28 protein-coding genes and 2 pseudogenes are annotated in these 25462 nt (G+C 62.4%); 13 read left to right on the plus strand and 17 right to left on the minus strand.

Translation table 11 applies throughout. The features are described from left to right. Positions 1-8: 8 nt before the first annotated feature. Positions 9-650: pseudogene (locus ETW23_RS13130) on the minus strand (hypothetical protein). 204 nt (positions 651-854) lie between these two features. Between ETW23_RS13130 and ETW23_RS13135 the strand changes: the two are divergent. Continuing rightward, a complete protein-coding gene (locus ETW23_RS13135) occupies positions 855-2714 on the plus strand; it encodes an ABC transporter ATP-binding protein (protein WP_134830244.1) in 1860 nt (619 codons plus the stop codon). A gap of 129 nt (positions 2715-2843) precedes the next feature. Here the strand turns inward: ETW23_RS13135 and ETW23_RS13140 are convergent, their stop codons facing one another. Further along, positions 2844-3524 carry a TIGR04283 family arsenosugar biosynthesis glycosyltransferase gene (locus tag ETW23_RS13140; protein WP_134830245.1) on the minus strand — a complete coding sequence of 227 codons (681 nt, stop codon included), beginning with the start codon at positions 3522-3524 and terminating at the stop codon, positions 2844-2846. A gap of 88 nt (positions 3525-3612) precedes the next feature. On the opposite strand from ETW23_RS13140, the gene ETW23_RS13145 reads away from it, so the two are divergent. The 4 genes from ETW23_RS13145 to ETW23_RS13155 all read left to right on the plus strand — a co-directional run bounded on the left by ETW23_RS13145 (position 3613) and on the right by ETW23_RS13155 (position 5558). Further along, positions 3613-4347, plus strand: a complete 735-nt coding sequence (locus ETW23_RS13145; protein WP_134830246.1) for a folate-binding protein YgfZ — start codon at positions 3613-3615, stop codon at positions 4345-4347. 141 nt (positions 4348-4488) lie between these two features. After that, positions 4489-4749 carry a phosphotransferase gene (locus tag ETW23_RS26785; RefSeq protein ID WP_368075838.1) on the plus strand — a complete coding sequence of 87 codons (261 nt, stop codon included), beginning with the start codon at positions 4489-4491 and terminating at the stop codon, positions 4747-4749. A 12-nt stretch (positions 4750-4761) separates the two neighbouring features. After that, positions 4762-4971, plus strand: a complete 210-nt coding sequence (locus ETW23_RS26790; protein ID WP_348773149.1) for a fructosamine kinase family protein — start codon at positions 4762-4764, stop codon at positions 4969-4971. 41 nt (positions 4972-5012) lie between these two features. Continuing rightward, on the plus strand, positions 5013-5558 hold the full coding sequence (locus tag ETW23_RS13155; RefSeq protein ID WP_134830247.1) for a hypothetical protein: 546 nt from the start codon (positions 5013-5015) through the stop codon (positions 5556-5558). A gap of 132 nt (positions 5559-5690) precedes the next feature. Here the strand turns inward: ETW23_RS13155 and efp are convergent, their stop codons facing one another. Beyond that, the gene (gene efp / locus ETW23_RS13160; RefSeq protein WP_129370286.1) at positions 5691-6254 is read right to left on the minus strand and encodes an elongation factor P; all 564 of its coding nucleotides are present in this window, start codon (positions 6252-6254) and stop codon (positions 5691-5693) included. 219 nt (positions 6255-6473) lie between these two features. Between efp and ETW23_RS13165 the strand changes: the two genes are divergently transcribed. Beyond that, a complete protein-coding gene (locus ETW23_RS13165; RefSeq protein WP_008556013.1) occupies positions 6474-6791 on the plus strand; it encodes a DUF6280 family protein in 318 nt (105 codons plus the stop codon). A gap of 198 nt (positions 6792-6989) precedes the next feature. Continuing rightward, a complete protein-coding gene (locus ETW23_RS13170) occupies positions 6990-8450 on the plus strand; it encodes a cobyric acid synthase (RefSeq protein ID WP_134830248.1) in 1461 nt (486 codons plus the stop codon). 237 nt (positions 8451-8687) lie between these two features. On the opposite strand, the gene ETW23_RS13175 is transcribed toward ETW23_RS13170, so the two are convergent. From ETW23_RS13175 to ETW23_RS13195, 4 genes are all read right to left on the minus strand, one after another. Then, positions 8688-9644, minus strand: coding sequence for a hypothetical protein (locus ETW23_RS13175; RefSeq protein ID WP_167738043.1), 957 nt, complete (start codon positions 9642-9644; stop codon positions 8688-8690). 332 nt (positions 9645-9976) lie between these two features. Next, positions 9977-11401, minus strand: coding sequence for a TolC family outer membrane protein (locus tag ETW23_RS13185; protein WP_129370283.1), 1425 nt, complete (start codon positions 11399-11401; stop codon positions 9977-9979). Between the two features lie 136 nt (positions 11402-11537). Beyond that, on the minus strand, positions 11538-12191 hold the full coding sequence (locus ETW23_RS13190; RefSeq protein ID WP_134830251.1) for a protein-L-isoaspartate O-methyltransferase: 654 nt from the start codon (positions 12189-12191) through the stop codon (positions 11538-11540). Between the two features lie 229 nt (positions 12192-12420). Next, positions 12421-12735 (minus strand): TraR/DksA C4-type zinc finger protein, encoded by a 315-nt coding sequence (locus tag ETW23_RS13195; protein ID WP_129370281.1) that lies wholly within the window; start codon positions 12733-12735, stop codon positions 12421-12423. 234 nt (positions 12736-12969) lie between these two features. Here ETW23_RS13195 and ETW23_RS13200 point away from each other — a divergent pair, with 234 nt between their 5' ends. Continuing rightward, entirely contained in the window at positions 12970-13107 is a 138-nt protein-coding gene (locus ETW23_RS13200; protein WP_134830252.1) for an entericidin A/B family lipoprotein, read from the plus strand. Positions 13108-13164: 57 nt separating this feature from the next. Here the strand turns inward: ETW23_RS13200 and ETW23_RS13205 are convergent, their stop codons facing one another. The 4 genes from ETW23_RS13205 to lepA form a co-directional block, all read right to left on the minus strand. Beyond that, positions 13165-13422, minus strand: a complete 258-nt coding sequence (locus ETW23_RS13205; protein WP_247676960.1) for a hypothetical protein — start codon at positions 13420-13422, stop codon at positions 13165-13167. A gap of 343 nt (positions 13423-13765) precedes the next feature. Next, positions 13766-14146 (minus strand): hypothetical protein, encoded by a 381-nt coding sequence (locus tag ETW23_RS13210; RefSeq protein WP_134830253.1) that lies wholly within the window; start codon positions 14144-14146, stop codon positions 13766-13768. Continuing rightward, positions 14139-15251, minus strand: a complete 1113-nt coding sequence (locus ETW23_RS13215; protein ID WP_134830254.1) for a hypothetical protein — start codon at positions 15249-15251, stop codon at positions 14139-14141. Before ETW23_RS13215 ends, ETW23_RS13210 begins: the two co-directional genes overlap by 8 nt. Before the next feature lie 3 nt (positions 15252-15254). After that, entirely contained in the window at positions 15255-17054 is a 1800-nt protein-coding gene (lepA, locus tag ETW23_RS13220) for a translation elongation factor 4 (protein WP_134830255.1), read from the minus strand. On the opposite strand from lepA, the gene ETW23_RS25955 reads away from it, so the two are divergent. From ETW23_RS25955 to ETW23_RS13240, 4 genes and pseudogenes are all read left to right on the plus strand, one after another. Next, on the plus strand, positions 17001-18677 hold the full coding sequence (locus ETW23_RS25955; RefSeq protein ID WP_254695019.1) for a hypothetical protein: 1677 nt from the start codon (positions 17001-17003) through the stop codon (positions 18675-18677). The two genes, lepA and ETW23_RS25955, sit on opposite strands and share 54 nt — an antisense overlap. 245 nt (positions 18678-18922) lie before the next feature. Then, on the plus strand, positions 18923-19105 hold the full coding sequence (locus ETW23_RS13230) for a hypothetical protein (RefSeq protein WP_129370277.1): 183 nt from the start codon (positions 18923-18925) through the stop codon (positions 19103-19105). Positions 19106-19270: 165 nt separating this feature from the next. Continuing rightward, positions 19271-19581 (plus strand): annotated as a pseudogene (locus tag ETW23_RS13235) (hypothetical protein). A 180-nt stretch (positions 19582-19761) separates the two neighbouring features. Then, positions 19762-20727, plus strand: a complete 966-nt coding sequence (locus tag ETW23_RS13240; RefSeq protein ID WP_129370275.1) for a LysR family transcriptional regulator — start codon at positions 19762-19764, stop codon at positions 20725-20727. 1 nt (position 20728) lies between these two features. Here ETW23_RS13240 and ETW23_RS13245 read toward each other — a convergent pair whose 3' ends face one another. Then, positions 20729-21166 carry a low molecular weight protein-tyrosine-phosphatase gene (locus ETW23_RS13245; protein WP_134830256.1) on the minus strand — a complete coding sequence of 146 codons (438 nt, stop codon included), beginning with the start codon at positions 21164-21166 and terminating at the stop codon, positions 20729-20731. A 49-nt stretch (positions 21167-21215) separates the two neighbouring features. Between ETW23_RS13245 and ETW23_RS13250 the strand changes: the two genes are divergently transcribed. Continuing rightward, entirely contained in the window at positions 21216-21914 is a 699-nt protein-coding gene (locus ETW23_RS13250; RefSeq protein WP_134830257.1) for an NAD-dependent deacylase, read from the plus strand. A gap of 102 nt (positions 21915-22016) precedes the next feature. On the opposite strand, the gene ETW23_RS13255 is transcribed toward ETW23_RS13250, so the two are convergent. The 5 genes from ETW23_RS13255 to meaB form a co-directional block, all read right to left on the minus strand. Continuing rightward, positions 22017-22493 (minus strand): copper chaperone PCu(A)C, encoded by a 477-nt coding sequence (locus ETW23_RS13255; RefSeq protein ID WP_134830258.1) that lies wholly within the window; start codon positions 22491-22493, stop codon positions 22017-22019. 54 nt (positions 22494-22547) lie between these two features. Continuing rightward, entirely contained in the window at positions 22548-22895 is a 348-nt protein-coding gene (locus tag ETW23_RS25400; protein WP_205877372.1) for a hypothetical protein, read from the minus strand. 159 nt (positions 22896-23054) lie between these two features. After that, the gene (rpmB, locus tag ETW23_RS13265; RefSeq protein WP_129370271.1) at positions 23055-23345 is read right to left on the minus strand and encodes a 50S ribosomal protein L28; all 291 of its coding nucleotides are present in this window, start codon (positions 23343-23345) and stop codon (positions 23055-23057) included. Between the two features lie 150 nt (positions 23346-23495). Then, complete coding sequence (locus tag ETW23_RS13270; RefSeq protein WP_134830259.1) at positions 23496-24299, minus strand: alpha/beta hydrolase; 804 nt, start codon at positions 24297-24299, stop codon at positions 23496-23498. A gap of 5 nt (positions 24300-24304) precedes the next feature. Beyond that, the gene (gene meaB / locus ETW23_RS13275; RefSeq protein ID WP_134830260.1) at positions 24305-25282 is read right to left on the minus strand and encodes a methylmalonyl Co-A mutase-associated GTPase MeaB; all 978 of its coding nucleotides are present in this window, start codon (positions 25280-25282) and stop codon (positions 24305-24307) included. Between the last annotated feature and the right edge of the window lie 180 nt (positions 25283-25462).

Here is a 25462-nt window from a genome sequence, read left to right on the forward strand (position 1 = left end):
CCAGGCTGCTAGCGCGCGGCCAGGGCTGTTGCAGCCGCGTCCAGCGCGCCCGGCCCGTGCGGAATACCCAGCGCCTTGAGACCGGTGTCGATGCCACCCAGCAGGCCCATCGCCATATGGCCGTTCACATGACCCATATGGCCCAGCCGGAAAAACCCGTGCCAGTCCGGGCTGTTTGGCGCCGCCATACCAAGGCTGATGCCCAGCGTCAGGCCCAAGTGCTGTTCCAGCCACATGCGCAGTTCGGTGCCCAGTGGCAATCCGTTCGGCAATCCGGTCCAAGTCCCAGGGCGCGTGATTGCCGAAATCGTGAACCTCAACCTCGATGCCCAGCCCTTCGGCCATTTCCGACCAGCCGATCGCAAAACGACCCGAGGAAGGCACCAGCACCCGGCCGCCCGGCTGCAGCGTGTTCTGCAGTGCCGCCTCCCAGGCGCCGTGGCCGTTGGAGATTTAGATCGCAACCTGATGCCGGGTGCCGGCGATCCGTTGCAGATCCGGGATCAGGGTGGCGGTCATTTCGACCAGAGCACCGGCATAGATGTTGGGAGAGACCGGTGCATTGCCTGCAGCACCTGGTCCGGCAGCACCGATGCGCCCGGAATGGCCAGGTATGACCGGCCTGCCGATATGTTCACTGATCCGCTCATGGGCAATGTTCTTAGCAGCGCAAACGCCTTCGCGCACCGCGGTTGATCCTTTGCGGCGCAGTAGCCGGCGATCCCGCAGGGTCAATTCCACAGACCGCAGCGTCACGGCGAATTGCTTGCGCCCTGCAGCCGAGCTGCTTAAATGGTTGCGGCATGTCAGAAAAGGCGCGAAATGACCCGAACTCCCTGCCGGACCCTCCCCGTATGAGCCAGCCTCACAAATCCTCGCGCGAGCTGTTCGGCTGGCTGTGGCGCGGTTATCTGCGCCATTACATCGGCCTGTTGGGCATTGCCGCGATCTTTATGCTGCTGGAAGGCGCCACCATGGGCGCGCTTGGCTATATGATGCAGCCGATGTTCGATCTGGTCTTTGTCGCGGGCAATTCAGACGCGCTGGTCTGGGTCAGCCTGGCGTTTCTGGCGATTTTCACGTTGCGCGGCGTGTCCAGCGTCACCCAGAAGGTGCTGCTGAGCAAGGTTTCGCAGACCTCGGCCGCACATCTGCGCAAGGATATGCTGGCGCGGCTGATCCGCCAGGATCCGGCGTTTCACCAGCAGCACCCGCCGGGGCTGCTGATCCAGCGGATCCAGTCGGATGTCTATGCCATCAACGCGGTCTGGCAGGCGGTGATCACCGGCGCCGGGCGCGATCTGGTGGCGCTGGTGGCGGTGCTGGGCGTTGCCTTCAGCATCGACTGGCGCTGGACGCTGATCCTGCTGGTCGGGGTGCCGGTGCTCTTGCTGCCGATCTCGACCATCCAGCGTTATGTGCGCAAAAAGGCGTCGCGCGCGCGCGATCTGGGCGCTGATCTGGCAACCCGGCTGGACGAGATTTTCCACGGCATCGTGCCGGTCAAGCTGAACCGTCTGGAGGATTATCAGGTCCACCGTTTTTCCGAACGCACCGATGACTTTGTCCGCTCGGAAGTGAAGGCCGCCTTTGGCACTTCGTCGATTTCGGGCATGACCGACATCATGGCCGGTGTCGGTTTTATGGCGGTGCTGCTGTATGGCGGCAACGAGATCATCGCCGGCGAAAAATCCGTGGGCCAGTTCATGAGCTTTTTCACCTCGATCGGGCTGAGTTTCGAACCGATGCGGCGGTTGGCGAATATTTCCGGTGTCTGGCAGGGCGCGGCGGCAGCGCTGGAGCGGATCAAGGAGCTGCTGGATGCGCCGATCCTGCTGAGCGAGCCAGAACATCCGCAGGCCGCGCCGCAAGGTCTGCCCGCCATCAGCCTGAGCGGAGTTGAGCTGAATTACGGCGACGCGCAGATCCTGCACGGGCTGACACTGGAGGCCGAAGCCGGAAAGACCACCGCGCTGGTGGGGGCCTCGGGGGCTGGCAAATCGACCATCTTCAACCTGCTGACCCGGATGGTGGATCCGCAGGCGGGATCCGTGACCGTGGGCGGGGTTGAGGTCACCGGTCTGAACACCGCAGATCTGCGCAGCCTGTTTTCGGTGGTGACGCAGGATGCGATGCTGTTTGACGAAACCCTGCTTGAGAATATCGTTCTGGGCCGCACCGATGTGAGCGACGAGGAACTGCAAGCGGCGCTGGAGGCCTCGCATGTGGCGGATTTCCTGCCCAAGCTGGAGCATGGGCTGGAAACCCGCGTGGGGCCGCGCGGATCAGCCCTGTCGGGCGGCCAGCGGCAGCGGGTGGTGATTGCCCGCGCCTTGCTGCGCAATACGCCGGTGCTGCTGCTGGACGAGGCCACCTCGGCCTTGGATGCGCAATCCGAGAAGGTGGTGCAGCAGGCGCTGGACAAGCTGGCCGGCGGGCGCACCACGCTGGTGATCGCGCACCGGCTGTCGACCATCCGCAATGCAGATAAGATTGTGGTGATGGACCGCGGCCGGGTGCTGGACCAGGGCACCCACGAAGAACTGCTGGCGCGCGGCGGCACCTATGCCGATCTGTACCGGCTGCAGTTTCAGGACGGCAAGACAGTGGTGGATACTGCCGGCATCGCCGCCCAAGCCGAGCAAGTGCCGGGTGGCGCCGCAAGCGGCAAGGAACGCTGGTTCCGCCGGTTCTCGCGCAAGGTGTTCGGCTGAGTATCTTTGAATGTTTCGCCCGGCCGAAAGGTCGGGCAACGCCCGTCCGCCCCGGTCAAACCAAAGGTTTGCCTCCGGCAAAACGGCGGGCGCTTCGCTTCCGCCCGCGGAAGAACCCTGCTCTCTCTTCTATTTCCGGTAAGAAGCAGCCAGCTTTCCCGTATCCCGCCCCAGAAAATACCGCATCAGCGTCCACAGGTTGCGTGCTCCGCGCCGCAGCCAGCCCGCGCGCTGGTAGCGCGCGGCGCTGGTCAGCGCCGCGCTTGGCAGAATCGTCATGCCCTGCAGGCGGCGCACCAACGCCACGTCCTCCATCAGCGGCTGGTCGGGATAGCCGCCTGCGGCCTCATAGGCCGCGCGCCGGATCAGCAGGCCTTGATCGCCATAGGGCAGCCTGAACAGCCGCGTCCGCAGGTTGGCCCAGCCCGCGACCCAGGCCGGCATCAGCCCGCGCGCCCGGAAGCGCAGGCGGAAACAGGCGGGGCTGCCCTGCCCCGTCTGCAGATGCTGCGCCACGGATTTGGCCCAGCCCGGTTCCAGGCGGGTGTCGGCGTGCAGGACCAAAAGCCAGTCGCCCTTGGCCGCCGCACAGCCACGGCGCAGCTGGCCGCCGCGCGAGGGCGCGCCGCTGATCCATTCTGCGCCCGCACCCTCAGCGATAGCGCGGGTGGCGTCGGCGGAGCCGCCATCCGTTATCACCAGTTCGCGGATCAGACCCGCGGCCAGCCCCTCCATCAGATGTTCAAGCGTGGCAGGCAGCTCTTCGCTTGCGTTCAAGGCGGGGATCACGATGCTGACCGGCGCGGGCATGGGTGGTTTTCCTGTTTTCTTCCGCCCTGCTTCCTATATCACTGGGCGGAACTATGAAACGTCCTCTGAGAAACACCGGAGACATGAAATGATCGACCGCCGCATCCTGCGCCTGAGTGGTGCCGACGCCCGCAGTTTTTTGCAGGGGCTGGTGACCAACAATGTCGACCGGCTGGACGATGGGCTGGTCTACGCAGCACTCTTGACGCCGCAGGGCAAGTATCTGGCGGATTTCTTTCTGGCCGCCGATGGCGATGCGGTGCTCTTGGACGTGGAGGCGTCGCTGGCCGAAGGCCTGCTGAAGCGGCTGAACATGTACCGGCTGCGCGCTGACGTGCAGGTGAAACTGACGGATCTGCAGGTGAAACGCGGCACCGGCGATGCGCCTGAGGGCGCGCTGTCCGATCCGCGCCATGCGGATATGGGCTGGCGGCTCTATGGCGCTGAAGGCGGCGATGACGGCAGTGATTGGGACGCGGTCCGGGTCGCCCATTGTATCCCTGAGACCAGCGTCGAGCTGGGACCGGAAAGCTATATTCTGGAGGCGGGGTTTGAAGCGCTGAACGGGGTGGATTTCCGCAAGGGCTGCTATGTGGGCCAGGAGGTCACCGCGCGGATGAAACACAAGACCGAGCTGCGCAAGGGGTTCCGGACTGTGGAGGTTGAGGGCACGGCGCCGGTTGGCACTGAAATCACCTCGGGCGGCAAACCCGTGGGCAGGCTGTTCACCCAGTCCGGCGGCAGGGGCATTGCCTATCTGCGGTTCGACCGCGCCAAGGAGGGGATGCTGGCCGGAGAGGCCCTTGTCACCTGGCAGGTGTGAGCGGGCTGGAGGAAACGTTTCTTTCCCTATTGGGCGCTGAAGTCGCACGCGCCCGCCCGCTGCATGGCGGTAATTTGTCCGAGGTGCAGCTGCTGGAGCTGACGGATAGCCGCCGGGTGGTGGCCAAGACCGTGACGCTGGTTGCCGCGGAAGCGGCTATGCTGCCGGCCATTTGCGCCGCTGGCGCGCCTGCCCCGGAGCTTCTGGGCGCAGCGCCGCCTGCTAGCCGTTCCCGACGCCCTGCCCCAGGATCTGCGATCGCGGTTTAAGACCCTTTGCGACAGGTTGCCGGATCCGCTGCCTGCTGCCCCGCCAACCTCTCTGCTGCATGGCAATCTGCGGGCTGCCAATGTTTTGTTCCGCGGCAGCTACGCCTATCTGATCGACCCTGGGTGTTACTAAGGGGATGGAGACGTGGATCTGGCGATGCTGCATCTGTTCGGCGCACGGCCTGAAGCGTTTCACGAAAGCTATGGCGCGCCGGAGCCGGGGCATGAGGTGCGCCGGGCCATCTATCAGCTGTGGCCTGCGCTGGTGCATCTGCGGCTGTTCGGTGCCGGTTACCGCAGCATGGTGGAGACACGGCTGGACGCGCTGGGGTTTGACAAGCCTCTGTTCACCTAATTGGGTTAGGGTCGCCGTCAGGATTGCTGAAAGGGTATTTGATGCGACTGATCCTTGGTGCTTGCCTGGCCGCGCTGGCGGCCTCCCCTGCTTTGGCAGACTACTGGAATTACAAGGACTGGCATGCCGCCACTGAACCGCATGAGACCGAGCAGGACAACTACCTGACCTGCCGCGCCTGGACCGGCGGCGATGGCGACCCGATCCTGGCGTTGGAGGTGTTTTCCGGCGACGGCGGCCCGCCGGATTTTTACCCGATGGCCAAGGTGCAGGAATATGCGCCACGCCATTACCCGACGCTGATGCAGCGGGGCGGCACTGTGGATTTCATCTTTGACTTTGACCGCAGCTTCTCAGTTTCTGCCGGGATCAATTCCTGGATCAACGAGGAAGGCCTGGCCGAAGCTGAAAGCGCGCTGCAGTCTCAGGATCACCTGCCGATGCTGCAAGCGATGAAACAGGGAAGCTGGGTAGAGATCTGGGCCGGGAACGACATGTTCTATGAGGCGTCGTTGAGCGGATTTACCGCGGCCTATGGCAGGATGATGGATGAATGCGGCTTCAACCTGGCGCTGCCTGCTAAGTGATACTCCCGTCCCGCCGGCTGGCGGCGCAAAAGTTTTCGAGAACTTTTGCAAAAGTCTTGAGATCCGCCCCAAGACCTGAAAAAGCCGCCCCCGAGGGAGGGCGGCCTTCGCTTTTCCGGGACGCGGCCTGGATCAGGCGCGTTCGGAATATTCCATGGTCTCGGTGTTCACCACGATCATCTCGTCCTGGCCGACAAAGGGCGGCACCATGACCTTGACGCCGTTGTCCAGAATCGCGGGCTTGAAGGAGTTCGCCGCGGTCTGGCCTTTGACTACCGGCTCGGTCTCGACGATCTGGCAGGTCACTTTCTGCGGCACGGTGGCGTTCAGCGCCTCCGCTTCGTGGAATTCCACAACAATGGTCATGCCGTCCTGCAGGAACGGGCGGCGGTCGCCCAGCAGCTCTGCCGGCAGTTCGATCTGCTCGTACGTCTCGGTGTCCATGAACACCAGCATGCCGTCGCTCTCGTAAAGGAACTGCTGGTCTTTCTGTTCCAGCCGGACCTTCTCGACCTTGTCCGCCGAGCGGAAGCGCTCGTTCAGCTTGGAGCCGTTGCGCAGGTTGCGCATTTCGACCTGGGCAAAGGCGCCGCCCTTGCCGGGCTTGACGTGATCGACCTTCACCGCTGCCCACAAACCGCCATTATGTTCCAGGACGTTTCCGGGACGGATTTCGTTACCGTTGATCTTGGGCATGGGAAAATGCCTTTCAGATGGTTGTTGAAAACTTGCAAGACCCTATATCTGGCAGGCTGATCGCTGGCAAGACAAGGATATGGTATGGAGACTGTGTGAATAAGGTATGCGCAATTTGCATGAAAGCTATGCATCTGCGCTCTATCCGAATCGTCACAATTCCGCCATAAGCAGCGCTACGCCGAAAATTGCAATAGCAAGAACAACAAGGGATACGAGATGCGAGATTTCGTAGACGGCACCGCTTATAATAACGAGCAAGGCAACCGCGCCCGCAAACTGTTTGCAGCCGTTGTCCTGGCCGCACTGGATGATGCCATCGCCGACGACAAGAAATACGGCAATGGCCCGGAACAGATTGCCCGCTGGGCACGTTCGCGCGATGGCCGCGAAGTGCTGTCCTGCGCCGGTATCGACCCGAACGAACGGGTTGTGGAAGGCCTGATGGACTTCGTGGGCCGCGGTGTGCGGACCTCGGTTGCACTGTCGCGTGAAGAAAGCGAACGCCGCAACGCTGCGCAGGCAGAAGCCGCCTGAAAGGCCTCTGCCCCGCATTGCCGAAAAGCGCGCCCTTTGGGGGCGCGTTTTTCTTTTGCGCACCAAGGTTTCCGCAGGGTCAGGCTGTCGCGTGGCAGCTGCCGCGGGACGCTTGCGGCACAGCGCCCATAGACGGCGCTGCCTAAGCTGCTATGCAGACGCCTGACACAGGGGCGCAGGCAGGGAGATGGCAGCAGGATGACACGGGCGCGTTCGATCATGATCCAGGGCACCGGCAGCAATGTCGGCAAGTCGCTTATCGTGGCGGGGCTGGCGCGCGCCTATGTGCGGCGCGGGTTGAAAGTGGCACCGTTCAAGCCGCAGAACATGTCGAACAACGCCGCGGTGACGCCCGAGGGCGGCGAGATCGGCCGGGCGCAGGCGCTGCAGGCGCGCGCCGCGATGCGGCCTCCCCATACAGATATGAACCCGGTTCTGCTGAAGCCCGAGACCGACACCGGCGCCCAGGTGATCGTGCAGGGCAAGCGGCGCGGCACCCAGGGTGCGGGTTCCTTCTTGCGCGACAAAACCGGCCTCTTGGAGGCCGCGCTGGAAAGCTACCGACGCTTGGCCGCTGACGCCGATCTGGTGCTGATCGAGGGCGCGGGATCGCCTGCCGAAACCAACCTGCGCAAGAATGACATTGCCAATATGGGCTTTGCCTGTGCGGCAGAGGTACCGGTGGTGATTGCCGGCGACATTCACCGCGGCGGGGTGATTGCGCAGATCGTCGGCACCCACGCGGTGCTTGAACGCCATGATCTGGAGCGGGTCGTGGGGTTCATGGTGAACCGGTTCCGCGGCGACCTCAGCCTGTTTGATGCAGGCCGGGACGATATTGCCGCGCGCACCGGCTGGCCCAGCTTAGGCGTGGTGCCGTGGTTCTGGGACGCCTGGAAACTGCCGGCCGAGGACATGATGGACATCGCCTCGCGCCAGGGCGGCGCCTGCAAGGTGGTGGTGCCGCAGCTGGAACGGATGGCGAATTTCGACGATCTGGACCCGCTGGCAGCGGAGCCGGAGGTGACGGTGGAGATCGTGCCGCCGGGCCGCGCCCTGCCCGGCGATGCGGATCTGGTGATCCTGCCCGGCAGCAAATCGACCATCGGCGACCTTAATTACCTGCGCGACCAGGGCTGGGATATCGACATCCAGGCGCATTACCGCCGCGGCGGCCATGTGCTGGGCTTGTGCGGCGGCTATCAGATGCTGGGCAAGACCATTGACGACCCCGAAGGTGTCGACGGACGCCCCGGCAAGGTCGACGGGCTGGGCCTTTTGGATGTGCATACGGTGATGGCGGGCGAAAAGCGTGTCACCCTGACCGAGGCGGTGACCCGCGACGGCAATCTGCCGGTGAACGGTTATGAGATCCACATGGGCCGCACGGCTGGTGCCGATTGCGATCGGGCCTGGCTGAGCATCGGCGGGCGCGCCGAGGGCGCGGCCTCAGCCGATGGCCGGGTGAAAGGGTCTTATCTGCACGGGCTGTTTTCCTCGGATGCCTTCCGCGCCAGCGTGCTGGCGGGGCTCGGGCATGAAAGCCAGACGGGGTATGAAGACGGTGTCGAGGAGACGCTTGATGCGCTGGCGGACCATCTGGAACGCTTTATGGATCTGGACCAGCTGCTGGAGCTGTCCCGGCCGGTGACGTTCTAAGGCCCCTGCGGGCAAGGCAAGTCCTCCCGCGTCCGCAGCCTGCCCTGGCCACGGCCAGACCCGTCTGCGGTCTTGGGCCCGGCGCCGCGCTTGGCGCGGCGCCGGGCCCAACGGGCGGAGGGCTTTGCCAAAAGCCAGACGCCGGGCGGGAGCAGCCCCAATGAAAAAGGCGCACCAGAGTGCGCCTTTCGGTAGGTCATCCCTTCGACGGGCAGCCTTCGCGGGCAGCCGCCGGGTCTAGAGCAGATCATGCGCGGCAAGCGCGCGGTGGATTTCGCGGCGGACCAGTTTGCGCACATTGCGGGTGATGCGTTCGCCCAGCGGACCCTGCAGCTCCTCGCGCACGATACTGGCCACCAGATCGCGCAGGCTGTCCTCGTCCAGGTAGCCATCACCAGTCTCGGCCAGAGTTTCCAGCGCAGCCCCGGCCATAGCAGCTTCGGCCAACGTTTCTGCTTTCGCGACCGCACTGCCGTCGTTGACGCCAGGTCCTGCCAAAACTTCCGCTCCCGCGTCCCGGGGCGTATCAGCAGCGGCAGATGCACCGGCCTCGTCTTGCGGTGCGGCACGGCGGGCGGAGAGCGGTTCGTCACGCCATTCGATGGTGTCAGTGACAGTGCTGGCAAACGGAGCCTCCGTCTGACTGTCCGGCTCCCATTGCTGCGGTTCCTGCGCCTGCCCGCGCGTACTGCGGGCCTCAAGCTCGGCAATTTTGCGCACAACTGACGCCGCACGGGCCCCGGCAGTTTCAATGGCTTGACTGTCTTGCAGGGCTTGGCTGTCTTGCGGGGCTTGGCTGTCTTCCGGGGCCTGACTGTCCGCTGGAGTTTCGGCATCAAGATTGCCGGTACCGTCTGCCGGCTGCTCCGCACCTGCGGCGGCGGCAAACAGCGTGGCATTGGGATCACCCCAGGGAGCGTCTGTCACGGCACCGGGCGTGCCTTGCGATTGCTGGTGTTCCGATCCTGCATCCGGGTCTGAATTCAGGTGATCCGCATCCAAGCGGTCTGTGCCCAAGTATCCTGCGTCCAATTGGCCCGGGTCAGGCTGGACGGCCTGCAAACCAGTGTCCTGCTCCGCCTCTGCTTGCTGATCATCCGAGGGCAATCCGGTTTCAGCCGCGCTGCTGCGGTGCCGGAAGGCTATCGGGGCTTCCGCTTCCAGAAGGGACGCGCCCTCCCCGGCCCCCGCCATCGCTGAAGGGCCGGTTGTGCCCTCAGCCAGGCTGCCGGTCGCAGCCCCGGGTGCCGCCGCTGCAGGGTCGTCCTTTGCAGGATCATCAGTTGCCGGGGGCTGTCAGGACCGTCCTCCTGCACCCGCAGCGCAGGCGTCAGGACCAGCCGGGCTGCAGGTTCCGGGGCCGCAGGCCCGCTGCGGCTGTCATCACTCACCAAGCGGCGGATTGAGGACAATACATCTTCGATCTCAGCATGGGTAACTGGGTCGGACATTTTATAAACCACTCTTGCCTCTTGAAACAGAGTGTAGCGGCCTTCCCGTCACCGCACAACCGATAGGATGAATTGTCAGTTACGTCCCAAGGCCTTGAGCACCCGGTCCAGATCCTTGCCGCGCTTGCTGTATTGCGCAGGCGCACCCTTGACCAGATTGTAATAGAGCGTCGGGTCGTAAATCTCGACCGCCAGCCCCAGATGCTCGGCGGTGAGCAGCCCCTGCGCCTGCAACAGCTGATAAGCCGCAATTGCCTGGTCGGCGCGTGCATTCACTTCGCCTGTCTGAGCATCGAGATATTCTTGCTCAGCCTGCAGCACGTCCAGCGTCGTCCGTGCCCCCAGGGTGGCCTCTTCGCGGATGCCGTCAAAAGCAACCTTGGACGCGCGCACTCGTTCATTGGATGACACCAGTGTCGCCCGCGCGGTTTCCACATTGAAAAACGCCGAGCTGACATTCTGGCGCACCGCGCGCTGGGTATTGATCAGGGCACCGCGTTCCGTGTCGGCACTGGCAATGGCCCGCCGCCGGGTCGCCGCGTTGCGGCCGCCGGCATAGAGATCTTGTGTCAGCGTCACCGAAGCCGAAGCATCCGAGTCGGTACCGGTGCTGTCATTCAAGTCTTCGCTAAAGCCCGCAGTGGCCCGGAAGCTGACGCTTGGCCCCAAGGCTTTGGTCGCCGCCCGGATCAGAATATCGGCGGATTTGACCGAATGCTGCTGCGCCAGCAGGTCCGGCTGGTTGCGCGCCGCAATGGATTGCGCCCGGTCGATGGACACAGCCCGCGACGGCAGTCGGGGCTGGCCGGCAATCGCGCCCGGCGCGTGGCCGACAATTTGCAGATAGGTAGCGCGGGCCGTCAGCAGGTTCCCTTCGGCGCCCGTCAGGTTGGCGCGGGCCGCTGCCACCTGGCTTTCAGCCAAGGCGACGTCAGTGCGGGTCACTTCGCCCACTTCGAACCGGTCTTGCGCCGCTTTCAGTTCTTCCAGCAGCAGACGCAGGTTGTTGCGGCGCAGGGCGACATTTTCCTGCCCCTGCAGGACCCCCACATAGGCCTGAACGGCAGATATCAGCACTGATTGCTCAACACTCAGCAGTTGCTGGCGCGTCGCGAGCACCAGTTCCTGGGCTGCCTGCTTGCGCAATCGCGTTTCGCCGCCGTCATACAGCAGCTGGGTCAGCTGGATCTGGGTGCCGAGATCGTTGTTTGTGAACTCGTTGAAGTTGCCGAACTGGTTGACGCTGCGGGAATAGGTATGGCTGGCGGTGAGCGTCCATTGGATCAGCGGCCGCAGCCGGGACACGGCAATCGCCACATCCTCATCCGCGGCCCGCAGCAGCGCCCGGTTCTGTTCCAGCAGGCCGCTGGTCTTATAGGCGCCGATCATCGCGTCGGACAAGTTGTCCGACGCGGCCTTCAGTGGCAGCAGCGCCGTGGCTGTCACGCCGCCAGCAAATACAAAAGCCTTAAACACACTCGCCGGAAATTTCATTCGCATCGGTTGCCTTATCTTTTGCCGCGCCGCCAGCCGCGGTGGTTTTTATCTGCACTCCGGGCGCTCCTTTGCGCGGCGCCCGGCCTCTTGTTCAGTCTAACGGCAGCGGCCCTTGGGACGCAATGCCGCGCCCTGCGGGTCAGAGCGCGAATTCACGCGCGGCTGCAAACCCCGGAAGCACCGGGGCGCTGGCATTGAAGGCAAACCGCCAGGAAATCCGGGCGCCGCTTTTATAGCCGATTTTCACCTCGCCAAGCGCGCCGGTCATCATCAGAGCCGCGATCCGGCCGCCGTCCTTAAGCTGGTCAAGCAAACCCGCAGGCAGCTCCTCGGCGCCGCCCTCAACCAGGATCACGTCATAGGGGCCGTGTTCCGCCGCGCCCCCGGCCAGCGGGCCGGTATGCACGATTGCATTATCTGCGCCGGTTTCCGACAAAAGCTCCTGCGCGTCAGCGGCCATGTCCGCGTCTTCTTCGACGCCGATCACCATCTGCGCCACACGGGCTGCCACAGCGGTGGAATAGCCCAGCCCGCAGGCCACATCGAGCACCAGCTCGTCGTTCTGCAGATCCACCGCATCCAGCATCTTGGCCAGGGTGCGCGGCTCCATCAGCACCCGGGAGCCGCCCAGTTTCACGTTCTGATCCGCATAAGCCGCCTCGCGCTGCGAGTCCGGGACAAACTGTTCCCGCGGGACTTCCAGCATCGCCTCGATGATCGGGTATTTGGTGACATCCGACGGACGGATCTGGGTGTCCACCATCATGCGGCGGCGCTCAGTGAAATCTGGCATCTGCTAAACTCATTTGTTCAGTCGGTCAGGCAGGTTGTGACATATCCCGGCCGGCACGGCAACGGGGGCTTTTGCGCGAAGCCCTGAAGTAGTGCAGAGCTGCAGCAGGACAACGGCTGCGGTTCAGAACCGGCTTCAGCCAGCGGGGCGGCTGCCCCCTGGCTGATGCAGATCCCGGATCTGCCTGTGGATTTATAGGGCGCCGCCGGGGCCAGCCTGGTGCAAACTGTCAGAGCGCGCAGCTTTTGCAAAAGGGCGACGCCGGGCGCTGGTCCAGCCAGTCATCGCTGATGTTGTCGCCGCAAATCCGGCAATAGCCGTAAGACCCTTCGCGCAGGCGGGCCAAAGCGGCATCAATGCGGCGCAGCTCGTCCAGGCCAGACTTGGCGGGGACCGCAATGGATACGGCGCCGGCATGGGCAGTACAGGCCTGCCGGACAGAGCCCATCTGCGCTGCGTCCGGCGCAAGACCGGCATTTGCCAGGGTGCCTGCCAGCTGCATCCGGCGCACCTCAAGCGTTTGTTTTCTGGTGGAAAAGTCCATAGTACATGCCCTCCAGCTCAAATTTCGCATAACTTGCCGCGGGGTCAAAGCTACAGCCTTGATCCAGGTCAAGTTACTCGCGATTTTCGGGGATTGCACTATCTTATAAGTTGCAATTTTTGGTAAACCGCATTGCAGGCACCGCCCTGCTCCCGGCAATACCGCTGGCCTGCGCCGGGGCGGCTTGCTAGATATCCCCGCAAAGAACCGGGCAGAGATAAGGAGCCTTAGACGATGATCAGGATTTTTGCGTGTGTGCTGATGCTGTTGGGGCTGGCCGCCTGCGAGACTACCAAGGGCGCGGGGCGCGACATCTCCAAAGCCGGCCAGGCGATCAGCGGCGCCGCGCAGGATGTGCAGGACGCGCTGTAAGGCCGTCGGGTTTGTGACAGGACCGCCCGGCCCCGCGCCGGGCGTTTTGCTGTGCGGTCATTCGATCCCCAGCATCTCCTTGGCCTTGGCCAGGGTTGCCACCGACCCGTCATGGTCGCCGCCTTCATGCAGCACCTGGCCCTCGTCGCGCCAGTCATGAACCTGGTCCAGATCGGCCTCGGACAGATCGGTTCCTGCGGCCAGGGCCGCGTCGATGGCGGCCATGTCGACAGGGCAATTATGCGCAAACGCAGGCGCGCTCAGCAGGGTCAGCGCCGCGACCAGAGTGGTGAGTTTCACTGTTTTGGGTGTCATGAGGCCATCCTCCGAAAGTTTGGCTGAGCGGAGGATAGCACATGGGGGCCGGGTTTTCAGCCGCGGGGATGGCCGGAGTGCGGAACCGGCGGAGGATGGCGCATGGGTTTGGGTGGGTAGTGGCCGGGGTGGTTAGGCCGGTGCGGTCAGCAACGGCCGGCCGAATACCCGAATTCGGTAAGGTGCGATCTAAACGCGGAGGGCAGCGCCTGACCCTGGGTGGGTGCGAAGCGCCCTCCCCCCGTTTGCCGGAGGCAAACCTGCGGTTTGACGGGAGGGTCGGGCGCTGCCCGGTCTGGCGACCGGGCGGGTAAGGTGATTGTAATTTTAAATAATGAGCCTGTCAGTCGAGGCGACCACGCTTGTTCGCCTTTGCCGCGATTTTACGTGCTACTTTCTTCACTTGTGAACGCGAAGCCAGACGAACTTCATTATAGTCTGCAAGAGCATGAGCTGGGTTGAGATCAATAGGATCAGCTTTGCACTCAATTGAATGCTCATCAAATTCAGCCTCAGTAACTCCAAAAACTGCCGCCGACTCCAAGCCGAAAACAGTTTCATGTCGTTTTCTGCTCTCCGGAGGAGAGGACATTGATGCAAAATCAACACTCAAGCAATATTCGTGCTCATCGGTCGGCGCGAAGCCGCCGCTACCAACACGTCCATTGTCGTAGAAGTGTGGATGAATGTTCCGCAAAAACAACTCGTCCTGATTATCACTCATCCACAATTCCATTATCACTTAATAGCATTCTTAGTAATCCCGGAGAACAACCTCGGAAGCGTCTAACAACAGACTCATCGTCATCCAAACTCATCACTTCCACTATGACGTGTGTATCCTTAATCGCAATAGTCCATTCAAAATCATTGCGAGCGTATTCAATTTGAATTTCACCTTCAACGGAGGGAAATATCCCGGCAGATCCCTCAAAGGCTGAGATAAATCGGGCGATATCTTTACTTGTGATGACAGTGAGTTGCGAAATTTCCTCACCTTCCCCATTGTACCAACCTGCCTCAAGCCCAGCGAGTTCGCTGACTCGTGATGCAGCCTTCGCCATTGAGTTGTCATCTTTCACAAGGCTAAATGCGTTCACTCCCTCAGTTCGCTTAATGAATCCATCATAGTCGACCACAGCATTAATATTGAAGTCTACGAGACGTCCATTCTGTCCGTTATACGTCAATCGGGCAGTTTGAAAATTGACGTCAATCCTGATGGCACCGTGTTCCGAAACCACCGAAATGGAGGGTGGCGTTTCAGAAACTCCGGAAAGAACTCCAAATCCGGAAATATTCTTTATTTTTTCTTCGCGGATTTCTCGAGTAATTCTCTCTCTTGTTGCCGCCGATATAGGATGTCGATCAACATCGCGGCTCAGCCGCCCTCGGGTGACAACTATATTCTCCGACGAACGCAGGTTCTTTCGTAACTGACGGAGTTCATATCTAACGGCGGGACTCAATCGAGGTAGCGGCTTGTTGTCGTTGGCAGCATCGATGATATTGACTAATTCATCTTGAGCCTTGTCGAAGATGTCACCCGGAGCCATCGAACCAAACAGCTCCGGCAAGTCCTCTTCGAAGCGCGGGAGATGAGCAACCGCACTACCTTCTTCGATATCACCAATTTGAAGCTGAAAATATCGTTCGAAATTACGTGGAAGGCGTAGTCTGTTTGGGTTTTTCTCTCGCCAAATTTGCTTGGCGAGCTCCACCAAGACCTTCTGATAGATAGAGATATTTACCGACGCATCCGCGGGCAACCTTGCTCCGTTAAACCGTGAACCAGCGAAGGAAAGTTTGACAAACGGCACTTTTTCCAAATTCTAACTGTCCATTTTCAATGCAGAGATGAATGCCTCCTGAGGAATATCAACTTTTCCGAACTGGCGCATCTTCTTTTTTCCCGCTTTTTGCTTGTCCAGCAGTTTGCGCTTACGCGTCGCGTCGCCGCCGTAGCATTTGGCGGTCACGTCCTTGCGCAGGGCCGACAGGGTCTCGCGCGCGATCACCTTGCCGCCGATGGCCGCCTGGATCGGGATCTTGAACATGTGGCGCGGGATCAGCTCTTTCAGCTTTTCGCACATCGCACGGCCGCGCATCTCGGCGCGGTCGCGGTGCACCATCATCGACAGCGCGTCCACCGGCTCATCGTTGACCAGCACCGACATCTTGACCAGCGCATCCTCGCGGTATCCGGTCATCTGGTAGTCGAATGAGGCATAGCCCTTGGTCACCGATTTCAGCCGGTCGTAGAAGTCGAACACCACCTCGTTCAGCGGCAGGTCATAGACCACCATGGCGCGGGTGCCGGCATAGGTCAGGTCTTCCTGAATGCCGCGGCGCTCCTGGCAGAGCTTCAGGACATCGCCGAGGTAGTCGTCCGGCACCAGGATCGTCGCCTTGATGCGCGGCTCCTGGATGTGGTCGACCTTGGACATGTCGGGCATGTCGGCGGGGTTGTGCAGGTCGATCTGCTCGCCGTCTTTCATGTAGACGTGGTAGATCACCGAGGGCGCGGTGGTGATCAGCTCGATGTTGTATTCGCGCTCAATCCGGTCGCGGATCACTTCGAGGTGCAGAAGCCCCAGGAAGCCGCAGCGGAAGCCGAAGCCAAGTGCTGCGGAGGTTTCCATCTCGAAGCTGAAGGAGGCGTCGTTCAGGGCCAGCTTGTCGATGGCATCGCGCAGGTCTTCGAACTCGGCTGAATCGACGGGGAACAGGCCGCAGAACACCACCGGCTGGGCGGGTTTGAAGCCCGGCAGCGCGTCTTCGGTGCCGTTGCGGTCATTGGTGATGGTGTCGCCGACGCGGGTGTCGCGCACCTGCTTGATCGAGGCGGTGAGGAAGCCGATCTCGCCGGGGCCCAAAGAGTCGATCATCTGCATCTCGGGGCGAAACACGCCGATGCGGTCCACATGGTGCAGGGTGTCGTTGGACATGAACTTGACCCGCATGCCCTTTTTCAGGGTGCCGTCCATCACCCGCACCAGCACGATCACGCCAAGATAGGCGTCATACCACGAGTCCACCAGCATCGCCTTCAGCGGCGCGTCGCGGGTTCCTTTGGGCGCGGGCAGATGCTGCACGATGCTTTCCAGCGTTTCGCGGATGCCCTGGCCGGTCTTGGCCGAGACCCGGATGGCGCCCGAGGCGTCGATGCCGATCACATCCTCAATCTGTTCCGCCACCCGGTCGCAGTCGGAGGCCGGCAGGTCGATCTTGTTCAGCACCGGCACGATTTCGTGGTCGGCCTCCATCGCGTGATAGACATTGGCCAGCGTCTGCGCCTCGACCCCTTGCGAGCTGTCGACCACCAAGAGCGAGCCTTCGACCGCGCGCATCGAGCGGGAGACCTCATAGGCAAAGTCGACGTGGCCGGGGGTGTCGATCAGGTTCAAGACGTATGTGTCGCCGTCATCGGCGGTATAGTCGATGCGGACGGTGTTGGCCTTGATGGTGATCCCGCGCTCGCGCTCGATATCCATCGAGTCGAGCAGCTGTTCCTTCATATCGCGGTCCTTCACCGTGCCGGTCTCCTGGATGAGCCGGTCAGCGAGGGTGGATTTGCCATGGTCGATGTGGGCGACGATGGAGAAATTGCGGATTTTGGCGAGCTCAGTCATGGTGAGGCATATGATTTGGATTCGGGGTTTGGTCAAGCGGGCGTGTTGCTTTGCAACCAGAATTTTAACTCGGAAAAGTTTAGAATGGCACGTTTATCAAGAATAGCTTCAAACGAAGACCTTCACACTTGGTTGCGAGGGCAAAGCACTCAGCTTTCACGACAACTCGCTTGCCGCATTTCACTCAGAAGCCTACCGAGTGCAATGGAGTTAACCACATCAGATATGGACGACGAGCACTTATTGTTGGATTGTTTTCGCTCGAGCGTCTGCGCACTGCTGGTCGCCAGCAATCCAACATACCAAAACGCAGCTTTCAGTCGCAGCAATGTACTATCGACCCATGTGTATCTATCTTCGCCAAAGGAGCTCGGTGACAGTATCTACTATGCGATCACTGCGTCGCACGCTGCTCTAGACTTTGAAGGGAGAACAAGCGCAGATGCCACGCTTGAGGTAGCTGCATTCGCTGTCACATCTGTTGGCGCGATGCAGCATTCCGGGAAGGCGGTCCGCGATGTCTTGCGCAAATCCTTGTTCATCGATGCAGCGGTGTCCACAAATGCCCAACTTCTGGGAAACAAACTGTGGAATAACGATGCTCCCATACTGCAACTACAAGTTCAGTGGGATAGGTTCATTGAGCATTGCAAGAAACATAGTCATTGGCTCTTTTGGCGCGACTGGTACCAAGGCATCCTAGATGGCAAGCCGCTCGACTGGGAACTCCAGCGCCGCGTTGCGCTGATCGACGATGCGATCTGGGACGCAGGCCCCGAAGCCGTTGCCGCCGAGATTGAGCGCATCAAAGCAGGAATGCTCTCCGAACACCTGCCGATGGCAGAGACCATCGAGCTGAACCCGGAGACCGGCAAGTTCCGCGCGGTGCCGATCCCGGTTGAGAACGCGCCCTATATGTTCGCGCTGCTGTCGCAGATCGAAGACGCGCTGGAGGATTGCTTGGGCGGCCACAACGGGTTGTCGGAGCGCGCAGGCGATGTGCGTAAGCTCAACCGGGTGCTGACCAAATACAGGGACGACCCGCAGAATGCGGAGCTGACCCTGACCCGGGTGGCGGGCAGCCTGCGGGCGCAACTGCATAACAGCCGCGAGCTGCCGGACAATGAGGACAACCTCGCCCTGCTGAACGCGGTAGAGGAAGGCGTGCGCGGCATCCGCGCCAATCATCCGGACGTCGCCGCGAACCGGGAGCAGCTTGCCCAGCAGGCGCTGAAGGCGCTGACGCCGGAAGACAAGCAGGTTCTGGACGAGGCTTTGCCGATGCTGGCCGCGATCAGCGAGCCGGCTCTGGCAGAGAATTTCGAACAGGACATTCCCGAACTGATCAACGATGCGCTGCTCCCGCTGCCTGATGGCGCGCCGCCTTTGCCGGGGGCAGATGCTGTGACGCGGATATTCAGCCGGGTATCTAAAATTGCCTTACTGCAAGAACAGTATGACAAACTGACCCGCAAAGGTGCGGAGTGGTTCGATAGCGACATCCGAAAGACTGTCCAACTTGCAGGCATGGCTGGCGGTGCTGTCGTTACGGCGGCGATTTCCATCGGCCCCAAGCTGCTTGAGCTGGTGCAAATCGGACTTCGGATTCTCGGCGTCCTCTAGTCGATTTCCCGCCCGGCGGCACCGCCGGGCAGCGCCCGTCCGCCCCCATGGGCGGGCGCTTCGCTTCCGCCCGCGGACCGGCACTGCCCTCACCATGATCTGCAAACACCTCCGCCCCGCGCAGCTCAAAACCCCGTCAAATTCTCCGCGCTAACTGCGCGCCGCCGCGAAATGCGCTATACTCGCCTCATTCCGCGAAACGCGCAGACCTCTGGTGGGAAACACAGCAAAGGAGGACGACCCGCATGGATGCAATCAAAGCGACCGAATATGCCCGCGCGCTGTATAGTGCGCATGGCGACAAGGCCGAGCTGGAGGCCGCGCAGAAGATGCGCAGCTGCGAAGCAGCCGGCAAAGACGATGAGGCGGCGGACTGGAAAGCCGTGCGCCAGGCGATCCGCGCAATGCGCGGGCCAAACCAGACCTGAGACCGGCAGCCGCTGGAGTGCCGGCAACCGGCGCTCCAGCCCTGCTGAACACTGGCCTTCTAACCACCCCGTTTACCACGATTGAAACGCGCCTTGGCATTTGGCATACTGCGGGCAATTCCGCGGGCATCAGATCCGCTTGCCAAAAAACGGGGCACGAGCCAGATGAGATTTTTCCTGACCGCCGCGCTTTGCGCCGGATCTCTTGCAGCATTGGCACCTTCGGGGCCGAGGCCGACGCGATTGAACGCGCCTGCCGCCAGTCGGACCGCACCGCGGCCTCGCCCGGTTTGTGCAGCTGCATCCAGAAGGTGGCCAACCGCAGCCTGACGCGGGCCGAGCGCAAGACCGTGTCGAAATGGTTTTCCGATCCGCACCAGGCCCAAGTGGTGCGCCAGTCCTCCAGCCGCACGGACGAGCGGCTGTGGCTGCGCTACAAGGCCTTTGGAGATCATGCAGCGCGCAACTGCGGCTGAGCCTGCCTTCGTCATTTCCCCAAGCTGCACGGTAAAGCAAAGGCACCCCATGGGTGCCTTTGACCGTTTTGATACATCTGCGCTGCGGCATTTTCGCAAGGGGGAAAGGCTGCGCCTTTGCCCCCCTTGACCGGGCTGCAGCAAAGCGGAACAAACGGCGTAAGGTATTGGAGCGATTGCATGTTGATCAAAGGTGTTACCCTGCGCGGGCTGGAAGTGTTCGAGGCGCTGGCCAAGACCGGATCAGTGGCGCAAGCGGCAGAGATGACCGGCCTCAGCCAGCCCGCCGTCAGCCAGCAGATGCGCAACCTGGAAAAGGCACTGGACAGCGAGTTGATCGACCATGGCCGCCGCCCGATGGTGCTGACCGCCGCCGGGCGCAGTTTCCTGGCCCGGACCGAGGCGGTCTTGTCGGAGCTGCGGCTGGCCCAAAGCGAGCTGACGGTGATGGATCTCAGCCACTTGCAGGCGCTGTCGATCGGTCTGATTGATGATTTTGACAACGACCTGACCCCGCGGCTGGCCACAATTTTAGCGGACAGCCTGACACAGTGCCGCTTCAAGATGATCACCGCCTCCAGCCATGACATCGTGCAGGCAATGGAGGCCCGCGAGCTGCATATTGCCGTTGCCGCCACCGCCGGCGGGCTGCATGAGGGGCTGGTGGAATACCCGCTGGTGCGCGATCCCTTCATTCTGGTGGCGCCGCGCGGCGCCTTGTCCGATGCGGCACAGGCGGCGGAGCAGCTGCAGGACTTGCCGTTCCTGCGCTACGCGCGCGAGCAGCTGATCTCGCAGCAGATCGAGGGACTGCTGGTGCGCCAGAAGCTGGAGTTCGAGGACCGGTTCGAGGTCGGCTCGCATCTGGCGCTGATGGCGATGGTGGCACGGCGGATCGGCTGGGCGGTGACAACGCCGCTGGGATATATGCGGGCAGCACGGTTCCACGACCAGATTGATGCGTTCCCGCTGCCCTTTGGCGAGATGTCGCGGACAATTTCACTGTTTACAGCGGCTGATTGGGCCGACCGGGTGCCGCGCGACGTTGCGGAAACCCTGCGCCGGCTGGTGCAGACCCAGATGATTGATCCGGCGGTGCAACAGCTGCCTTTCCTGGCAGGCGGTTTCCGGGTGATCGCCGAATAAGTCAGAGGACCGCTTTGAGGCCCTTGGCAGCAGCCTCGATCAGATCCAGGCAGCCGTCGAAATCGCGGGTATAGTAAGGGTCCGGCACATGGTCGGCACGTGATGCCGGAGCGTAGCCCGTGAACAGGCGCACCGGGGTTTCATTGCCTACCGGACGCAGGGCCTCGATATTCTCCAGATTGCTGGCGTCCATTGCAATGATCAGATCGAAATCTTCGAAATCACCGCGCCGGAACTGCCGCGCCCGCAGGTCCGAGATATCCAGCCCCCGCGCCTGCGCTGCTACCTGCATCGGGCCGTATGGCGGCTCGCCTGCGTGATAGGAGGCCGTGCCGGCACTGTCGGTTTCTACATCCGGGCACAACGCGCGGAACACGCCTTCGGCCGCCGGGGAGCGGCAGATGTTTCCTAGGCAGACAAACAGAATACGGGTAGGCATGCGTCTATGGCTCCTGTGAATAGGGTCAGTGATAGGAGGTTCCGCGGCGATGGGAAAGAGTGCGAAGATTGTCATCCTGACCGGCGCCGGGATTTCCGCCGAAAGCGGGCTGGGCACCTTCCGCGACGAGGGCGGCCTCTGGGCGCAGCACCGGATCGAGGACGTGGCAACACCCGAAGGTTTTGCCCGCAACCCGGATCTGGTGCATCGCTTTTACAATGCCCGCCGCGCCCAGGCGGCTGAGGCCAGGCCTAATGCGGCGCATCAGGCGTTGGCGCGGCTGCAAAGGGAACATCCGGGCGAGGTGGTGATCGTTACCCAGAATGTGGACACCTTGCACGAGGCCGGCGGCGCGGCGGATGTGCTGCATATGCACGGCAGGCTGGAAGGCGCTGTTTGCGCCACGTGCGGCCATAGCTGGACTGCACCGATGGAAATGCAGACCGGACACCCCTGCCCCGCCTGTGCGGCGCCTGCGGGCCGGCCCGGCGTGGTCTGGTTCGGCGAGATGCCGTATTTCATGGAAGAGATCTACACCCATCTCGCAGATGCGGATCTGTTTGCCGCCATCGGCACCTCGGGCGAAGTCTACCCGGCGGCGGCCTTCGTCGATGAGGCGCATCTGGCGGGCGCCCATACGGTGGAGCTGAACCTGGAACCCTCTGCCACCGCCTCCCGCTTTGCCGAGCGCCGCTTTGGCCCCGCCAGCAAAACCGTGCCGGCATGGGTGGCGGAGCTGCTGGGCTAGCCTCAAGCGGCAAAAAAGCCCGCCAATCAGCGGGCTTTGGGCGCGAAGGAGGGCTGCGGCGCAGCCTGACGCCGCGCCCGCCGTACCCTATCGTGCCCGGGTTCAGTTTGAGTGGCTGCCGTGGCCTTCGGCCTTGCGCTCCAGATCCACGGGCACTTCGATTTCGACCTCGCCGGCGTTTTCGAACACCAACGTGACTTTGACCACATCGCCATGGTTCAGCGCCTGGTTCAACCCCATGAACATGATGTGGTCGCCGCCGCGCTTCAGCATATGGGTGTCGCCCTCGGCAATGGCAAAGCCTTCTTCGACATGCATCATCTTCATGACACCGTCATCACCTTCCTTGTGGGTGTGCAGCTGCACCCTGGCGGCCACATCCGATCGGACATCGATCAGCCGGTCATCCGCATGGGTCTGGTTCATGATCGCCATGAAAGCAGCACCGGCCTTGGCGGTGGGCGAGGACACCCGCGCGTATTGGTCATGGACCATGATCTTGTGGGCGCCGTCTGCAAAAGCGGACCCGGCCAATGCGGCTGCCGCAGCGGTGGCAAGGAATACAGATTTCAGGGACATTTTGTGCCTCCTCATAAGAAACGATTGAATTTTGGGGAAATGGGCTGTCTGCAATCAGGCCGCAGGCGGCGAACGTGCGCTGGCCCTTGGTTTGAAATAGCTGCCAATGGCGGCCTTATGCGAAACCGCGTGCACACGGCCCGCCGACTGCCCGGAAACCGGCAGCGTGGCAGGCGGCGCCACGGCGTCCAGCAGATGCATCACGCAATCAGGGCAGCTGTGCGGCGGCTGGACCGGCTGGCCTTCGCTGTCCACATAGATAACTTCCGGCCCCAAACCTGTGCAGATCACCATCTGCCCGGCCGCATCGCGCATACCCTGCCGTGCAGCAGCGCTATGGCCTGTCAGGGCAACCGCAAGGGCCAGGAACAGGCCAAGGTAAAGGCGCAGAATGTGTTTCATCACAGGCAGATATGCCCGCCCTGTACCGCCGCCGCAAGAGCCATCACCGCGGCAGATTGCGCAAACGCAAACACCGCGCATGATTGCTCATGCGCGGTGTCTGTAAGTGTAGCTGAAATCCAGTGAAAGGATCAGGCCAGTTCGACCAATCCAGGCATATCAGGCCTCGGCGGCTTGTGCCTTGGCGATCTCTTTTTTCACTTTCAGGGCGGTGTCGGACAGCTCTTCGTTCTTGGCTTTTGCCAGGAAGGCGTCCAGACCGCCACGGTGATCAACCGAGCGCAGGGCTGCTGCGGAGATCTTCAGCTTAACGCCGCGGCCCAGGGTCTCGGACTGCAGGGTCACATCATTCAGGTTCGGCAGAAACCGGCGGCGGGTTCTGTTTTTCGCGTGGCTGACATTGTTGCCAGTCATCGGGCCTTTTCCGGTCAGTTCGCAACGGCGCGACATATCATCATCCTTCGTTTTTCGGAGGTCCGGAGCAGATCCGGACCAAATCACAAGGGGCGCTGCCATTGGCTGCGCCCGAAAACTGGTCCGCTGCTCATACGATCAACCAGCAACAGCGTCAAGTGATTCAACTCAGCTTTCTTGAGGCGCTTACTGCCCGTTTTCCTGTTCGGCTGCAAGCCTTTCAAGCCGGGCGTCCGCCGCGGCGCCAAGCTGCGGCCTGCCGCACTGGCGCGCAACCCGCGCCAAGCGCCGCCAATAGGTCTGCGAGCGCCTGCGCCGCTCTCTGTGCAGGCCCAGAACCCGCGCCGCAGTCAGCGGGCCTGTGTGCAGCATCGACTGCAGATCCCAGAAACTGCCGCCCTCGCGGATCACCTGGCTGGCGGGATGGCCGCCGCAGGACAGCCGGCACAGCTGCAGGTCCGGAAACACCGCCTGTATGTACAGCGCGTGGTTCAGATCCATCTTGCGGAACGGATCGAACAGCACCACCCCTTTCACGCCGTGGCGGCCATAACGGATCAGGTCGCCCAGCGCTTCATCGAAAGCGGCCGCTTCCTTGCGGCGGCGGTCATGCGGCACCGCACCTTGCGCAATGGTGTATTGCGGCGAGACAGCGATCAGCCGCTTCAGGTTCAGCGCCGAAGAAAACCGCAGCGCCCCGTAGCCGCCCATGGAAAACCCCATGGCCGCCGCGTCCCTATAGCCCTTGGTCAGGTCTTTCAGGCTGCGCGACAGCGCCTGGGTTTCGCTGTTCACATACCAGTCGTTGTCGCGGCACTGGATATGCAGATGCGCATAGCCGTGCCGGGTCATGTTTTTCACCGGGCCGCGGTCTTCGAATTCGCCCGCCACGGCAACCCGCTGACGGAAGGTCGCAAACAGGCGCTTTGCCCCCGCGTTGAACAGCGAGGCGCGCAATTTTTCGCCGTCAAAGACCCGGATCTCCTGCATGGCGGTCAGCCCTTCAGATGGTCCTGCAGCATCTGCTGCGCCGCCGCCGCCGGGGTCAGCGCACCCTTGGCCACCTGGCCGGACAGCTCTGCCATGGCGGATTGGGCACTGGCGGTATGCAGCCGCGCCAGCAATGCCTGGCGCACTTCCTGATCGAACCAGTAGCAGGATTGATCCGCGCGCCGCCGCTCCCAATGACCGTTGTCACGGCGCCAGGCGGTCAGCGCCTGCATCTCCTCCCAGGCTTGCTCCAGCCCGTGTTCCTCGACTGCCGAGACCATCAGCGCCTTGGGGAAACCCTCGGGATCCTGCGGGCGCTTGCGCAACAAGCGCAGGGCACCGGCGTAGTCAGCGCAGGTGCGGGTCGCGACCGGTTTCAATGGGCCGTCGGCCTTGTTGACCAGGATAAGGTCGGCCATTTCCATGATACCGCGCTTCACCCCCTGCAGCTCATCACCGCCGGCGGGTGCCAGCAGAAGCAGGAACAGGTCCGACATCTCGGCCACCACGGTTTCCGACTGGCCGACGCCGACGGTTTCAACCAGCACCACGTCAAACCCTGCCGCCTCGCACAGGGCCACCGCCTCGCGCGAGCGGCGGGCGACGCCACCCAGGTGGGTCTGGCTGGGGGACGGGCGGATAAAGGCGTTCTTGTCGCGGCTGAGGCGCTCCATCCGGGTTTTGTCGCCCAGGATCGAACCGCCGGAGCGCGCCGAGCTGGGGTCCACCGCCAGCACCGCGACGCGCAGGCCCAGCGCTGTCAGCATCATGCCGAAGCTTTCGATGAAGGTGGACTTACCCACCCCCGGTGTGCCCGACAGGCCGATGCGCAGCGACTGGCGTTTGTGCTTTGCCAGCTCCGACAGCAGTTCCTGCGCCTTGGTACGGTGATCCGCACGGCCGCTTTCCACCAGGGTGATGGCGCGGGCCAGGGCCCGGCGGTCGCCGGCCAGGATCTTCTGCTTCAGCTGTTCGGTATCCATGCGTGTCTTCCTGTCGTGATGGGCGGACCTTGGCGCATGCGTGGCTGCAAAGTCCAGTCCCTGCCGTTTGCCGCACAACCTACATCAGCCGGTGCCGCAGAAAAGGCGGCAAATCCGCCGCGCTTGATCCGGTTTGCGCAGGCTCTGCCCCGGCGGACTGGCCGCTGGACCTGACCGCCG

This window comes from Leisingera sp. NJS201, assembly GCF_004535885.1.
Classification (GTDB): Bacteria; Pseudomonadota; Alphaproteobacteria; order Rhodobacterales; family Rhodobacteraceae; genus Leisingera.